A 14884-nucleotide genomic window follows, 5' to 3' on the forward strand; every position below is an offset into this window, starting at 1 on the left:
ATCAGGCATGTGCGGCCTGATCCTTTGTTAATTCGCTGAGAAGCCGCTGTGCCCGTATGCACTTCGGGTTGGCTTTCAGCGCCTTTTGCAAATACAAAACAGCAGTCATATGCTGACGCAATTCAGCATGGCAGACACCGAGCCAGCAGCTTGATCTATAATCAGCTGCCCCCTTCACCTGTACGTACTGATGGTTTTCATTATTGGTTTGCAGGCAAGTGTCAAACGCTGTGATCGCTTCTCTGACTTTTTTAAGCTGATACATGATGATTCCTTTATAATAGTGAAGCGTGCAGTAATCCGGATAATGTCTCAGCGCTTCATGGATATCCCGTTCCGCTTCTTCGTACCGTTCTGCGTCAATTAATAATTTATACTTTAAATAATAGATAGCAAGCGGCGGAATTTGCTTTTTTCTTTTATACTCCTTGATGCAATCCACTGCCAGCCGGAGGGCTTTATCATGTTCGTTTCCTCTATCATACTCAGCTGCTTTCTGATAAAGGAGAGACGGGTCAGTACTGGATGTCAGCAATTCCATATTCAATAAGCTCATGTTGTGTTTATGCTTTTGCTGTGCCTCCTGCTCTAAATACCCGTAATGGTGAATGATACATGGAAGTGAGAAAATACTGCTTTCTTCTTCTCCCTCAGGCCTTTCGCAAACCCTTCCCGTAAACGTTATGTTTTGCTGATTGCGGATCAGCCTGATCTGCCTTTGTTCAAACGCTTCGTTTTCATCCCATTCCTTCCCTGTATAGCTCACAACCTTCATGCAGCCGAGAGATGGCAGGCTGTCAGTCAGCAGCGAAGGCAATAGGCTGCCTGTGTCCGGATCTAATTCTTCGTCGGCATCCAAGATCAATATCCACTCACCTTTGGCATGCTGCAGGCTGGCATTTCTCGCCTGTGAAAAATCCTGCTCCCATCTATGATGATACACCTGGGCATGAAAGCTTGTGCAAATGTCTTCCGTACGATCGTTTGACCCGGTATCAATCACAATGATTTCATCGGCAACAGGCTGCACACTCTCTAAACAGCGGGCAATATGGCGTTCTTCATTTTTCACAATCATACATACTGACAGCTTTGGTCTCTTCATGTACTCACCTTTTCTCTAGTCTGAATTCACCTATATTACATGTATTCACACTTCGAAAAGATCATGCCCGCCCCGCATGCTTCCCCACAAAAAAACATCCTGAGAACCCTCAGGATGCCGTTCATTATTTTAATTCTAATTTTACATCAATATTTCCTCTGGTTGCCTTTGAATAAGGACAGAATTCATGAGCAGCATTGACAAGCTCTTGCGCCTTGTCGCGATCCAAATCTTTTGTGTTCACAACAAGTGTGACGCCGATTTTAAACCCGTCGTCGCTCTCATCCTTCATGAGGCTGACCTGTCCTTCAATTTCGGAATCAATCTCGATATTTTGTTCTTTGGCCACATGTTCGAGCGCGCCGCCGAAGCAAGCAGCGTATCCTGCCGCAAAGAGCTGCTCCGGGTTTGTGCCGGTTTGTCCTTCTTTTTTGGCATTTGGCATTACAATATCAAAATCAAGAACACCGTCATCTGATGTAATATGTCCTGCCCGTCCGCCGCGCGCGGTTACTTTTGCTGTAAATAGTGCCATATTATCCAACCTCCTTATTTGTATCTAGTTGTTATATTTCCCTTTCTGATCTTTTTAAACATGCTATGTTAGCCGAGAATAGGAAAAGTGAAGTTTTTCAGATACAATAGAATCGAATGACAAAAAGAGTTGGTGAACAAGATGGAAAATGAATTTGACCATATGAAATTGGAGAATCAGCTATGTTTTTTGCTTTATGCGAGCTCGCGGGAAATGACAAAGCAATACAAGCCGCTGCTTGAAAAGCTAAATGTGACGTACCCTCAATATTTGGTTTTGCTTTTGTTATGGGAACACGAAACGCTAACTGTCAAAAAAATGGGCGAGCTGCTATATTTAGATTCGGGAACGCTCACTCCGATGCTAAAACGAATGGAACAGCAGGGTTTGATTACGAGAAAAAGATCTGAAGAGGATGAGCGGTCCGTGTTGATCAGCCTGACAGAGGACGGAGAGTTACTAAAAGAAAAAGCGGCTGACATTCCAGGGACAATCCTAGGGCTTTCAAATCAGTCCGGAGAGGACCTGAAACAGTTAAAATCCGCTCTATATACATTGCTGGAAACACTTCATCAAAAAAATTGAGGATACCTTATACGAGGTATCCTCTTTTTTTCTATTATTCAGCTACTTCAAGCGTAACATCGATATTTCCGGAGGTTGCTTTTGAATACGGGCAGACGCCGTGCGCTTTTTGCACAAGTGCCTGTAATTCTGATGCACTGACTCCTTTTCCTTTCACCTGCAGCGTCACACCCAGTTTGTAGCCTTGATCTGCTTCATCCTTTAACAGGCTGACATGCGCTGTAACCTCTGTCTCCACTTTCATTCGTTCTGTTCTTGCTACAAGCTGAAGTGCGCTGTCAAAGCAAGCTGCGTAACCTGCTGCAAACAGCTGCTCCGGATTTGTCGCTTTTTCTAATTTCTTTGCTCTCGGTGTCCCCGGCATTGCGACATCGAGCTCGAGAACGCGGTCTGATGAAATCACCTTTCCTTCTCTTCCTCCTACCGCTGAAACAGTGGCTGTAAATAATGGCTGACTCATTTTTGTATCCCCCTAAATATATTTTATACAATTAAATTGTACACAATCTAATTTACAGTGTCAATTTTTCTGCGCACAAAAAAAGCTTATCCCGTTAGAGATAAGCTTTTTCATCGAATATTGCCCCGCTATTCGCGGATTTGCCCTGTTCCTTTAATAATGAATTTTGTAGAAGTCAGTGCTGGAAGTCCCATCGGTCCTCTTGCATGAAGCTTTTGCGTGCTGATGCCGATTTCGGCTCCGTAGCCGAATTCAAATCCATCGGTAAAACGGGTTGACGCATTATGATAGACAGCTGCAGCATCGACAGCCGTTTGAAAATAAGCCGCGTGCTTGTCATCTTCAGTTAAAATTGCTTCAGAATGATTGGTGCCGTATTGCTGGATATGCTTCACAGCTTCTTGGACGTTCTCAACCGTCTTTACGCTAATGACTGGCGCTAAAAATTCCGTTTCCCAATCTTCTTCTGACGCTTGTTTGCTTGAAGGATGAAGTTCACATACAAATTCATCACCGCGAATGTCAACTCCTGCGTTTTCTAGCTGAGCCAGCAATTCTTTCCCGTGTTGCTTCGCCCATGCTTTATGGATCAGGAGTGATTCAATCGCGTTGCATACGGAAGGGCGCTGCGTTTTGGCATTTACGACAACCTTTTCTGCCATTTGCGGTTTGGCCGTTTCGTCAATGAAAATGTGGCAGTTTCCTGCTCCGGTTTCTAATACAGGGACTGTTGATTCTCTGACAACGAGATCGATCAATTTCTTGCCACCGCGCGGAATCAATACGTCTAAGCCATCATTTAACGTAAAGAGCTCTTTTGCTGTCTCTCTGCTCGTATCCTCAATCAGCTGCACAGCGTTGATCGGAAGCGCTGATTGCTCGAGTGCTCTGTGAATAACATTGACGAGTGCTTTATTGCTGTGAATGGCTGAGGAGCTCCCCCTCAGGACAACCGCGTTACCCGTCTTTAAGCAGAGGGTCGCCGCGTCGACTGTCACATTCGGCCTCGCTTCATAGATCATTCCGACAACACCGAGCGGCACACGGATTTTTTCAATAAACAGGCCGTTTTCCTTTTCAATCGTTTCAAGAGATTCGCCGACCGGGTCCGCCAAGTCGATTAAGAGCTCTACCGCGTCCGCAATGTCACGAATGCGTTTCTCATCCAGCGTGAGACGGTCAATGACATCCGGTGTTAAACCATTTTCTTTTCCGTTCTTAATGTCTTTTGCATTCTCTGACAAGAGAAAGTCCAGTTCGTTGCGGAGTCCGTTTGCAATGAGACTGAGCGCCTCATCCTTCTCGACCGTTGTTTTCATGATCATTTCGGCTGCTGCTTCTTTCGCCAGCTTCGCTTTTACAGAAACTTCACTCATTTTTCTGCCTCCTAGTCTTTTAAATTGACCCAGTCATTCCTATGAATAACCTCAAACGTTCTCTCAAAATCAAGTTCATTACTTCGTTTGCCTTTGGCCTCCATAATCTCCTCGGAGGAGTAATGAGTTTGGCCTTTGCCGATCACGCCGCCCGGTCCCCTGACTTCCACGACCGCCCCTTTCGGAAAGCTTCCATTTACGCCCACTACGCCAGCCGGCAGTAGGCTGCTTCCGTTATGGATCATCGCCTCCTCGGCACCCGCATCAATGAGGATCTCTCCTGCTATCGGCGAGTGGAACTGAATCCACTGTCTCGTGTTGTTAATCGAGGATAGTTCTTTGTCTCCGATATAAGTGCCGTCTCCCCTGCCGTCCAATATGTCCGCCAGCTTTTGCTCTCCGCTGCCTGTTCCAATGAACACTTTCACTCCAAGAGACAGCGCAGTTTGAGCGGCTAATAGCTTTGATTTCATACCGCCGGTGCCGACCTTTGATCCGGCTGAGCCCGCATATCCCAATAATTCAGGCGTGATCTCCGGCAGATAATCAAATCGTTTCGCCTCAGGATTTTCATTCGGATTGGCATCATACAGTCCGTTAATGTCAGTGAGAATCATGAGCTGGTCCGCATGAATCAATCCGCTGACTAACGCAGAAAGCATGTCATTATCCCCGAATGTCAATTCTTCAACAGATGTAGAGTCATTTTCATTGATAATCGGAATGACGCCGCGCTCCAGTAATTCCATTATCGTTGCATACGCGTTTCGATACCGTTCTCTTTTCGAAAAATCATTTCTCGTTAAAAGGATTTGCCCCGGAGTCAATAAGTATTGTTTAAATTGATTCATATATTGCTGCATTAACAGTGTTTGTCCGACCGCGGCCGCCGCCTGCTTTCCTTTAATGGTAACGGGGCGGGACGGATAACCGAGGCTGGAAAACCCCGCCGCTACGGCTCCCGAGGTAATAAGAATCATTTCATGTCCCGCTTTCTTCAAGAGGGAAATGGCTTGGACATGCTCTCTGATTTTTGCCTCATCAATGCTTCCGTTGCTATTTGTGAGCGAACTGCTTCCTATTTTCACTACTATTCTTTGTTTTTTCATTTATTCTCCTCCGCGGCTTTTTGCCAGCCAACTTACAATAAAAAAACCCATTTCATCCTGATTCATAAGGACGAAATGGGTTTCCGTGGTACCACCTTGATTGAACGCGCTGATGCACGCTCCGCTTTCCTGTAACGCCAGGTTACGCGCCTAGGTTTTCCCCCTAAGACTCCAAGGCAGGTTCGGCAGGTTTCATGCGGCAAAATGTTTCAGCGGTTCATTTTGCTCTCTGTCACAGAAAGGTCTGCTTACTAATCCTCTTCAACGCTCAATGATTTTTTTATATTATGCAAAGAAAAAGGACACTTGTCAAGGTTTTTTGTCACCAAAAAGAGCCCGCATGGAGCGGGCATCTTGCCGTCTAGTTAAAGACGATTGTTTTATTTTCGTGAACGATAACGCGGTCTTCCAAATGCCATTTTACAGCACGGGCAAGCACACTGCGTTCAATTGTTCTTCCGATGTTTTTCAGTGCTTCCGTATTATCGCGGTGGTCCACGCGCTCAATATCCTGTTCAATGATCGGCCCTTCATCAAGATCGTTTGTGACATAGTGAGATGTCGCTCCGATCAGTTTCACGCCACGCTCGTAAGCCCGTTTGTACGGATTCGCACCGATAAAAGCAGGCAGAAACGAATGGTGAATATTGATGATGCGATTCGGATGAGCCGAAACAAAGTCAGGGGTTAAGATCTGCATATAGCGTGCAAGCACGATCACATCAATCTCATATTGCTCAAGCAGTTCAAGCTGCTTCTTTTCGACTTCCGCTCTGATGTCTTTGTTCGCTTTCATATAGTGGAATGGAATGTTCAGCCGTTCAACCAGTTCTCTCGCTTCCTCATGGTTGCTGATGACAACAGCGATTTCCGCCATCAGGTTGCCGGTTTGCCATTCCCAAATCAGCTCATGCAGGCAGTGAAGCTCCTTTGAGACAAAAATGGCGACACGCTTCAGCTCGCTTGCCAATGTTAAGCTCCATGTCATGTCGAAATTTTCCGCAACAGACGCAAACGCCTCCTGCAGTGTTTCTTTTTTCTCACGAATACCCTCGCAGTCGAATTCGATTCTTAGGAAGAATCGGCCGCCTTCAGGGTCTGTCGTATATTGATTGGATTCTATAATATTAGCGCCGTGTTCAAATAAAAACGCGGAAACCGCAGAGACGATACCAGGCTGATCGGGACAGCTGACCAAAAGACGCCCTTTATCCTCATTTCCGTCACGGTATTCGTTCAACCGCTGTGTCATATATGATTTCATGAATAATCCCTCTTATCTTTGTAAGTCTAAACTATTTATCCATTATACTGAAGATTTGATAAAAATCAATTTATGACAGAATTTTTAAACCGACAGCTGAACATAAAATCAAAGCGATAAAAAAGATCCGTTTGGCGTCTTTCGGCTCCTTGTAAAAGAGGATGCCAACAAGCGCTCCGCCGGCGGTGCCAATGCCTGTCCAGACAGCGTAAGCCGTGCCCATTGGAATGGTTTCCATGGCATACGACAGCAAGGAAAATGAAGCGGCAAAACCAACAATGATCAACAGCACCCATTTCACGCTTTTTTCTTTCGCATATTGATTCATAAGGGCCACGCCGGCCATCTCCAAACAGCCCGCGCACAATAAACTGATCCAGTGCAGCATTATGCCTCGCCTCCTTTTTCCTCTTTCTCATCCTGTGTCACAAGCTTCAATCCGATTACACCGATGAGGAGCACGCCGATTAACAAAAGCTTCGGCCATCCAATCGGCTCATGAAACAGAATGATTTCACTCAGCACTGTCCCTGCCGTTCCGAGTCCGGTAAAAACAGCATACACGGTTCCGACAGGAAGACTGTTTGTCGCCTTCATTAAAAGATAAAAGCTGACTATGATGCCAACGGCAGTGCCGCTCCATGTTAAAGCTGAGTCAGCATGCTTTAAGCCTACCACCCAAACCACCTCGAAAACGGCGGCAAGCACGACTAATCCCCATTTCATTTCAAGTCATTCCTTTCTTTCCAGTAAGATTCTCCGAAAACAAAAAAACCCCGGACAGTCGTCTCTCATGAGATTGACTCTCCCGGGCTTTTTTCCCTCCGTGTGCATACACGCCTCTATTTACGCGTATGTGTTTTCTCTCGGACCAGTCCATGTCCATTGACACGCGGAACCCTAGAAAACTTTACCTGACATCATGATACTAAACTCAGCTCTATCTTTCAATTGTAAGATTTTCTTTCATATACTGCGATTGGTTTATTCCATTTTCTGATCGTTCTATCATAAAGCATGCCAATTTTCTCTGCTACCCGTATGGACGCTTTGTTATTAGGGTCAATCAAAGCCGCCATTTTGCCGAACTGCCGCTCGTTGAAGCCGTAGTCCAGGCAGGCCCGAGCCGCTTCTTGCGCATAGCCGTTCCCCCAGTGGCGGCAGGCAAACATATAGCCGATTTCCATTACTGTTTGATTTTCGACCTGCTGAGGAACGATGCCGCATTGCCCCAAAAAGTCCCCTGTCCGCTTATCTTCGGCGATCCACAGACTGACGCCGTACCCTTTTTCATTTCTTTTGTTCCAATTGATCCACTCGCGGGTTTGCCTTTTATCTTTTAAACCGGAATAATATTTCATGACGTCAGGATCGTTAAAAAGCTCAAACAAAGAGGCTTGATCCCGATCTTCCATACAGCGCAAACGAATTCGATCGGTCAGCAGCTTCGTTTTAGCGCTCATATTTCGCTACATCCTGCTTCCATTCTTTTTTGAGGGCTTCAATGTGTGCTTGATGATAGCGGTTATGATCCGCCATATGCCAAATGCCCCACCGTATGGTCGCGGTGTCACCATCGTAAGAAAGCGGCTGATGCAAATCATTTTCAGTTAAGGTGTAACATAATGATTTCAGCTCGTTTACCATATGCTGATGTCTTTTCAGGAGTTCATCTAATCCGGGCTGATTCTCCGGTTCAGGAAGCCGTCCGCTTTCATCTGTCATCGGGCCGTATACCTGTTCAATATGATCTGGTATCCGGTTTTCCTTGATACGCCAGACCCATCTGATATCAACATTTGAGATATGGTGCAAAAGCTGAGCTGTGCTGTTTTTTGTTTGGCAGCGCCCCTTATAGTAAAGTTCATTGTGTGTCATGTGACTTACGATAGAAGCTAGACGGAGACTGTTTTCTTCCACTGCTGAATACAACAGACTGACCGTTGGTGCCATATCGTTTCTAATGAATAAGTCCTTCATGTTCAGTTCCCCTCCTAACTAGGTACATTTGACACCAAACAAAAATTCCCTTTAAAAAAGAAAAAAGCTCTCGTTAAAAATAGAGAGCAATCTTAATTGTTATTTCCCGGTTTATATAAATAAGGATCATGCTGCGGTTCGTTTGAGGTATTCAAATCAAGCGATATATCACCGCGGGCATTCATCGTGCCAAGCGTGATCAAGGAGAGGCGTTTTGGGCTGTATCCTTTTTCCTCAAGCTTCTCAAACAGCCAGGTTCGGTTTTTTTGGAGGTATTTCAAATTATGATCAAGGATTTCGCCGTCCAGTATGAGAGGAATCGGGATAAAATTCCGTTCAGCTTCCATATTCAAATCCCGCACCTGCACCGCTCTCGCTTCCTCTTTTGGAATGACGCTTACTTCTCCTGTTTCTTCAATGATGGCAAGATCAATGTCAGCCGGATCGGCATAGCCCTTTTCCCTTAGTTTTCCGAGCAGTTCATTAACCGTCAGCCTTTCTTTACGAAGTCCGCGTTCATCAATATCCCCGTTTCGGATTAAGACAGTCGGGCTTACGACCAGCAGCCAGCGCCATTTATTAGAAAGAGAGAGCTTGCTCATCAGAAGATAAAGCACCAAAAAAGAGCCCGCGTAATAAATCGACATCGGCAGCCTGGATGTAAGAATCGGCTCACTGATAATGGTTCCGATTGCGAAGGTCAAAAGCAGATCAAAATTGTTCATTTGTGACACAGCTTTTTTACCGGCAAGCCGAAACAGAATATACGCAATCGAAAATACGATAATTGGCTTCAGTAAAAATGCCCATACCATCCACAACACCGATCTTACCTCCATCCGCTGGTCATTTTGAGCCTATTGTTCCCCGAGGCAGACCCTCTATGCATCATTCCCTTTTATCCGGTTCTAAATAGGCGAACGTGCAGATCGGCGGCACATAACATAATAGAAAATGACATCGATTGGAGGCGCAAAATGAAACATCAGAAAACGAATACCCATTGGCCCTATGATCTGTCATCGGCTCCTCATCCCGCCGGCTATAAGCAACAGCAGTCTTTCGACAGGCTAGCCGGTTTAGAGCTGAAAATGGAGCAATTAATCCGAGCGATTGAGATAAACAATGAATTGCTGAGAACGATGCAAGAACAGCAAAACCGTGTATGCACAAGCGGCGGAGGCGGGTCAGTGATTGTCCGGATGTAGAAGCAGGCGCTTGTCCGCCTTCTTCTATCTCAATAAAAAACTCTTCTCAGAAAAGAGAAGAGTTTCATTTATGTGATCAAACGGACTGTGCCATACTTAATTGCGGGCCGAACAGCTCGTAATGGATAGACTCCGGCGCTGATCCAAGGTCTGACACAAGTTTATGCATTGCTGTAATAAATGACTGTGAACCGCAAATATAATAATCCGCATCTGTATTGGCAATCAGTTCTTTTAGGAACTGCTGATCAATCTGTCCTTCATGAAATTGAAGATCACCTGCACGGTCTTCCTCTGTCGGCTCGCGATACACAAATGCTGTCTTGACAGAAGAATGGTTTGCCGCTTCTTCCACCTCATGACGCAATGCGTGATACTCACTGTTTTTCGCGGCATGAATGAACAGAATCTGCCGTTGAGGCTGCTTGGAAACAGACGTTTTCAGCATGCTGATCATTGGTGTAATGCCAACTCCGGCACTGATCAGAACGAGATCTTTTTGAGATGAAGCATCTAAAACAAAGTCCCCTGCCGGTGCGCTGATCTCTATTGAATCTCCCTCATGCAGTCCATCGTGTAAATAGGAAGACACGACACCGTCTTTCTTCACTGAAATGCGATAATAGTCTTTTCCCGGCATATCTGACAGGCTGTATTGACGGATTTGCGTATATTCAGAATCAGGAATCTGCACTTTAATGCTGATATACTGCCCTGCTTGAAAATCAGGTAACGGCTTGCCGTCTTCCGGCTTCAGATAGAAGGATGTAATTTCTGTGCTTTCCCGCTCTTTTTTCGCGATAACGAACGGCTTATACTCCTTCCAGCCGCCAGTTTGCTGCTCCGCCTGCTCATACATTTCTTTTTCAATTCCAATGAACGCGTCAGCGATTACTCCGTACGCTTTCTCCCATGCCTGCATAATGTCAGGTGTCGCAGCGTCTCCCAGAACGTCTTTAATCGCAATCAGCAAGTATTTTCCAACGATTGGGTAATGTTTAGCCTTAATTCCGATACTGCGGTGCTTGTGGCCGATTTGTTTGACGACTGGAATGATATTTCCAAGCTGGTCAATATTTGCCGCAGCGGCGATAACGGCATTTGCAAGTGCAGCGCGCTGTGTTTTCTTTTTTTGGTTTGTTTGATTAAAAATGTTCAAAAGCTCTGGATGGTCTTGGAACATCAGATCGTAAAAACGGCCAGTGATGGTTTCTCCATGCTGTTGTAATACGGGTACAGTGCTTTTAATGATTTCGATTGTTTTATTATCTAACATCGTATAAACAATCCCTTCCAAAAAGATGTATTTAAAATATATCTTTAAAATACATGATCTCACGAATAAAAGATATATTTAAAATGAATCTTTAATAAAGTTGTCACAAAATTATCAATTTAACGTGACAATTGTTGCTTTTTATAAAATCCCCTAGCAAAAACGGACTAACCATTGTAATTATCACCATCAGAAAAGTGAAAAGCACAAAAAAACCCAAAACAACATATGTTTTGGGTTTAACGTTTACCAAGGCTTTTCAGTTCCGAGCGCATTTGCAAGCGCTTGGCTGTGTTTTTTGCGGTTCTTTCGTTCATTAGCGCGCTGAACCGCTGTATTATGCAGCATAATTTCTTCCTCTGTTTCCGGTACAACTCTCGGTACAGGCACCGGCTTGCCATTTGAATCTAATGCGACAAACGTCAAAAAGGATGTCGCAGCGAGCTCCCTTTCGCCAGTCATCAGGTGCTCCTTAATGACTTTTACAAACACCTCCATGGAAGATGTGCCGACCCATGTCACATATGACTCCAGGCAGACAGAATCCTTTTGCCCGATTGGCTTCAAAAAATCTACAGAGTCCATCGAAGCTGTTACTGTTTCCCGTCTGCAATGGCGCGCCGCGGAAATAGAAGCGATGTCGTCGATGTAGCTCATTAATTTTCCGCCAAACAGCGTATTATGATTGTTTGTATCAAGCGGGAACACCCTGCTGGTTTTTACAACCTTTGACTCTTTACAAAATTTTGTTTCCGGTGTTTCCATACCTTTCTCCCCTTTGATGTCTGATCGTTTAGTTAAATGCACTCATATTCTCCTATTAAACAATATTCTCTGCCATTTGTCTAAAATTTAAAATGCTTTGTCTGTCAGGATTTCTTGCTAAAACGTTTAATGATTTTCATGATGAGGGAATAATAAATGTATTCTTCACACGGTCAGGAGGACAAACAATGGACTTATCCATCCCGAAACATCAGCACAAAACGGTATGCCGAACGGAATACGGCACACTTCAGAAAGTCATTTTATGCAGACCCGAGCACATGACCATAAAAGATGTCATTAACGAAACCCAAAAACATTTTGAAGATGACAATATTCATGTCAAAACCGCCACAGATCAGCACAGCCGCTTAATTAAAGCACTCAGATCACACAACATTGAAGTCATTCTTTTGCCCGTGCGCGATGGGCTCCCCGAGCAGGTCTTCACCAGGGACATAGGGTTTGTCATCGGAGAAAAAGCCTTCCTCTCAAGCATGACTGAACCGATTCGCCAAGGGGAAGAAGCCATCATAAAAGATTTTTTTCACAGCCAAGGCATTTCTTACACCCGTATGCTTGATACAAGCATTGAAGGCGGTGACGTCATTATCGATGAAGATATCGTCTACGTCGGCATCAGCCAGCGCACCGACATGTCAGCCATTGGCCAGCTAAAAGAGGCGCTACCTGAATATACAGTCGTTCCCGTGCAGCTGCATGAAAAATTTTTGCATTTGGACTGCGTATTTAACATCGTATCTGAAAACGAAGCGTTAATTTATCCTAAAGCCCTTGAACCAGGGGCAGTTAATATGCTTGCAAAACGTTACGATCTCATTGAAGTGCCCGAGGACGAACAATTTACGCTTGGCACCAATGTCCTTTCAATCGGTAGAAAAACGATCATCAGCCTCCCTTGCAACCGCCATGTCAATCAACAGCTAACGAAAAGAGGCTATCATATCATCGAAATTGACCTGTCAGAAATTATTAAATCAGGCGGCTCCTTCAGATGCTGTACGATGCCGCTGATTCGCGGCGAGTGAAGAAATTCCCCTTTTTCATGTTTTGAACAGCTTATTTTATCAAGATACGTTAATATAGAGATGACATCATTTTAAGGGGGAAATCGCATGACAAAGTACATAGGATATGTCGGAACATATACAAAAGGCGGAAGCGAAGGGATTTATTCATTTGAGCTTGATACTGAGAAAAAAACACTTAGCGAGCCAAAGCTTGCCGCTAAGCTGGGCAACCCGACATATGTAACACCGAATAAAGACAACACCATTCTTTATTCAATTGAAAAAGCAGACGGCCAAGGCGGAGTTGCTGCCTATCAAATCGATAAAAACAGCGGTGAATTGACATTTCTGAATCATCAGTTAATTGATGGGCCATCGCCATGCCACGTAAGCGTCGATGATCAAAGTCAGTTCGTACTAACTGCCAATTATCACAGCGGGAAGGTACACGCTTTTCCGGTTCAGGAAGACGGAAGCTTGCAATCTCCTGCTGCAGAAGCCGCTCACACAGGAAAAGGACCGCACGAAAGACAGGAAAAGCCGCATACACACTACGCAGGGTTCACACCTGAACATAACTATGTCGTAGCGGTTGACTTAGGGACCGATAAGCTGTACACCTATAAGCTGAAAGACGGCGTATTGGCTAAATCCGGAAGCCATTCCTTCGCTCCCGGCGCAGGGCCTCGCCATATCGCTTTTCACCCGAAAGAAAAATACGCTTATGTGATGACAGAATTAAGCAATGAAGTGGTTGCGCTTGAATACAATCCGACAGCCGGCGAATTCAGAGAAATCCAAGTCGTCTCTGCCATCCCTGATGATTTTACAGATAACAGCCAGGGAAGTGCAATTCATGTCACACAGGACGGCCGTTTTGTTTACGTCGCAAACCGCGGCCATGACAGTATCGCTGTATTTGAAGTGAATCAATATTCAGGCGAGCTGGCTTTTGTGGAAAGAGTTTCGACAGAAGGAAACTGGCCTCGGGACTTTGTATTTGATCCAACGGAAGCATTCCTTGTTGCTTCAAATGAAGAAACAGGCAACCTTGTCCTGTTTGAAAGAGACAAAGAAACCGGCCGATTGACAGTGCTTCCATCAACTGTCTCTGTCCCTTACCCGGTTTGTGTGAAATTTTTACATCAATGATAAAAGCAAAGACTGGCTCCGGAGCCAGTCTTTTTTGACTATCTTACCTTTTCTGTCGTCTCAGCATTTCGATACAAATGGCAGGCGACAAATCGACCGGCTTCAATTTCCTGAAGCTGAGGGCGGGATTCCCCGCATTCAGGCATCGCCTCCGGACAGCGGGTCCGAAACACGCAGCCGCTCGGCGGATTGACAGGGCTCGGCAGCTCCCCTTTTAAGAGGATGCGCTCACGCTTGTCCTCCAATTCAGGGTCTGGAATCGGAATCGAGGACAAAAGCGCCTTTGTATAGGGATGCAGCGGTTCGCGATACAAGGTGCCGCTCTCTGTTATTTCCATCATGTGCCCTAAGTACATCACACCGATCCTGTCACTGATATGCTTCACCATCGAAAGATCATGGGCAATAAATAAAAACGTGAGCCCTTTCTCTTTTTGAAGCCGCTTCAGCAGGTTGACCACCTGCGCTTGAACCGAGACATCAAGTGCAGAAATCGGTTCGTCTGCCACGATAAATTCAGGATTCAGCGACAGCGCTCTGGCAATCCCGATTCTTTGTCTCTGCCCGCCGCTGAATTCATGGGGATAACGGCTGCCAAAATCAGGGTGAAGCCCTACTGCCTCAAGCAGCTCGTCCACGACGAGAAGCCGCGCTTTGTGGGTATTGTAAAGGTTGTGGATTTCCATCGGCTCCAAAATGATTTCTCGAACGGTCATACGCGGGTTAAGCGAAGCATAAGGATCCTGAAAAATCATCTGCAGCTTGCGGTTAAAGGCAAACTGCTCTTTCTCACTCAGTGAGTGGAGGTTGGTGCCGCGGTATTTCACACTTCCTTCTGTTGGCTGATAAAGGCGCATCAGCACTCTCCCCAAGGTTGATTTCCCGCACCCTGATTCACCGACTAGCCCAAACGTTTCTCCTTCATGAATCTGAAAGGTGACCCCATCGACGGCTTTAACTGTCCGCTTTTTTCCTGCGTCAAAATGCATTTTCAGCTGGCTGACCTCTAACAAAGGCAGTGGCGTCATTTGTCTCCCT

Annotated in this window: 18 protein-coding genes and 1 riboswitch; of the genes, 4 read left to right on the plus strand and 14 right to left on the minus strand. The window is 45.4% G+C overall.

All coding sequences use genetic code 11. The features are described 5' to 3' along the window. Position 1: 1 nt before the first annotated feature. Both AC0DBE_RS08095 and AC0DBE_RS08100 read right to left on the minus strand, forming a co-directional pair. On the minus strand, positions 2-1105 hold the full coding sequence (locus AC0DBE_RS08095; RefSeq protein WP_472961730.1) for a glycosyltransferase: 1104 nt from the start codon (positions 1103-1105) through the stop codon (positions 2-4). Between the two features lie 124 nt (positions 1106-1229). After that, positions 1230-1640, minus strand: coding sequence for an organic hydroperoxide resistance protein (locus AC0DBE_RS08100; protein ID WP_014113533.1), 411 nt, complete (start codon positions 1638-1640; stop codon positions 1230-1232). Positions 1641-1781: 141 nt separating this feature from the next. Between AC0DBE_RS08100 and ohrR the strand changes: the two genes are divergently transcribed. Further along, on the plus strand, positions 1782-2225 hold the full coding sequence (ohrR, locus tag AC0DBE_RS08105; RefSeq protein WP_003218505.1) for an organic hydroperoxide resistance transcriptional regulator OhrR: 444 nt from the start codon (positions 1782-1784) through the stop codon (positions 2223-2225). 34 nt (positions 2226-2259) lie between these two features. On the opposite strand, the gene AC0DBE_RS08110 is transcribed toward ohrR, so the two are convergent. The 9 genes from AC0DBE_RS08110 to AC0DBE_RS08150 all read right to left on the minus strand — a co-directional run bounded on the left by AC0DBE_RS08110 (position 2260) and on the right by AC0DBE_RS08150 (position 9238). Next, complete coding sequence (locus tag AC0DBE_RS08110; RefSeq protein WP_072182938.1) at positions 2260-2685, minus strand: organic hydroperoxide resistance protein; 426 nt, start codon at positions 2683-2685, stop codon at positions 2260-2262. Between the two features lie 128 nt (positions 2686-2813). Then, positions 2814-4061 (minus strand): glutamate-5-semialdehyde dehydrogenase, encoded by a 1248-nt coding sequence (gene proA / locus AC0DBE_RS08115; RefSeq protein WP_014113530.1) that lies wholly within the window; start codon positions 4059-4061, stop codon positions 2814-2816. 11 nt (positions 4062-4072) lie between these two features. Then, positions 4073-5170: a glutamate 5-kinase gene (proB, locus tag AC0DBE_RS08120; RefSeq protein WP_061187321.1), complete on the minus strand. Its 1098-nt coding sequence runs from the start codon at positions 5168-5170 to the stop codon at positions 4073-4075. A gap of 361 nt (positions 5171-5531) precedes the next feature. Continuing rightward, on the minus strand, positions 5532-6434 hold the full coding sequence (purU, locus tag AC0DBE_RS08125) for a formyltetrahydrofolate deformylase (protein WP_014113528.1): 903 nt from the start codon (positions 6432-6434) through the stop codon (positions 5532-5534). A gap of 70 nt (positions 6435-6504) precedes the next feature. Then, complete coding sequence (gene ykkD / locus AC0DBE_RS08130; RefSeq protein ID WP_003218500.1) at positions 6505-6822, minus strand: multidrug efflux SMR transporter subunit YkkD; 318 nt, start codon at positions 6820-6822, stop codon at positions 6505-6507. Beyond that, positions 6822-7160, minus strand: a complete 339-nt coding sequence (gene ykkC, locus AC0DBE_RS08135; RefSeq protein ID WP_326197972.1) for a multidrug efflux SMR transporter subunit YkkC — start codon at positions 7158-7160, stop codon at positions 6822-6824. Before ykkC ends, ykkD begins: the two co-directional genes overlap by 1 nt. A 77-nt stretch (positions 7161-7237) precedes the next feature. Beyond that, positions 7238-7349: riboswitch (guanidine-I (ykkC/yxkD leader) on the minus strand. 32 nt (positions 7350-7381) lie between these two features. Further along, positions 7382-7897 carry a GNAT family N-acetyltransferase gene (locus AC0DBE_RS08140; protein WP_014113526.1) on the minus strand — a complete coding sequence of 172 codons (516 nt, stop codon included), beginning with the start codon at positions 7895-7897 and terminating at the stop codon, positions 7382-7384. Next, complete coding sequence (locus AC0DBE_RS08145) at positions 7887-8414, minus strand: DinB family protein (RefSeq protein WP_472961736.1); 528 nt, start codon at positions 8412-8414, stop codon at positions 7887-7889. The genes AC0DBE_RS08140 and AC0DBE_RS08145 overlap by 11 nt, the downstream gene beginning before the upstream one ends. Positions 8415-8506: 92 nt before the next feature. Continuing rightward, on the minus strand, positions 8507-9238 hold the full coding sequence (locus AC0DBE_RS08150; protein ID WP_014113524.1) for a DUF421 domain-containing protein: 732 nt from the start codon (positions 9236-9238) through the stop codon (positions 8507-8509). A gap of 153 nt (positions 9239-9391) precedes the next feature. Between AC0DBE_RS08150 and AC0DBE_RS08155 the strand changes: the two genes are divergently transcribed. Further along, entirely contained in the window at positions 9392-9622 is a 231-nt protein-coding gene (locus AC0DBE_RS08155; protein WP_014113523.1) for a hypothetical protein, read from the plus strand. A gap of 76 nt (positions 9623-9698) precedes the next feature. On the opposite strand, the gene hmpA is transcribed toward AC0DBE_RS08155, so the two are convergent. After that, a complete protein-coding gene (gene hmpA / locus AC0DBE_RS08160) occupies positions 9699-10898 on the minus strand; it encodes an NO-inducible flavohemoprotein (protein ID WP_472961739.1) in 1200 nt (399 codons plus the stop codon). A gap of 246 nt (positions 10899-11144) precedes the next feature. After that, positions 11145-11663 carry an acyl-CoA thioesterase gene (locus AC0DBE_RS08165; protein WP_041520929.1) on the minus strand — a complete coding sequence of 173 codons (519 nt, stop codon included), beginning with the start codon at positions 11661-11663 and terminating at the stop codon, positions 11145-11147. Between the two features lie 188 nt (positions 11664-11851). Here AC0DBE_RS08165 and AC0DBE_RS08170 point away from each other — a divergent pair, with 188 nt between their 5' ends. Both AC0DBE_RS08170 and pgl read left to right on the plus strand, forming a co-directional pair. Beyond that, positions 11852-12712, plus strand: a complete 861-nt coding sequence (locus AC0DBE_RS08170; RefSeq protein ID WP_268454027.1) for a dimethylarginine dimethylaminohydrolase family protein — start codon at positions 11852-11854, stop codon at positions 12710-12712. An 87-nt stretch (positions 12713-12799) separates the two neighbouring features. Further along, positions 12800-13846: a 6-phosphogluconolactonase gene (gene pgl / locus AC0DBE_RS08175; RefSeq protein WP_472961741.1), complete on the plus strand. Its 1047-nt coding sequence runs from the start codon at positions 12800-12802 to the stop codon at positions 13844-13846. A gap of 38 nt (positions 13847-13884) precedes the next feature. On the opposite strand, the gene AC0DBE_RS08180 is transcribed toward pgl, so the two are convergent. Then, a complete protein-coding gene (locus tag AC0DBE_RS08180; protein ID WP_088679473.1) occupies positions 13885-14874 on the minus strand; it encodes an ABC transporter ATP-binding protein in 990 nt (329 codons plus the stop codon). Positions 14875-14884 lie beyond the last annotated feature (10 nt).

It is taken from the genome of Bacillus sp. VA15 (assembly GCF_055721145.1).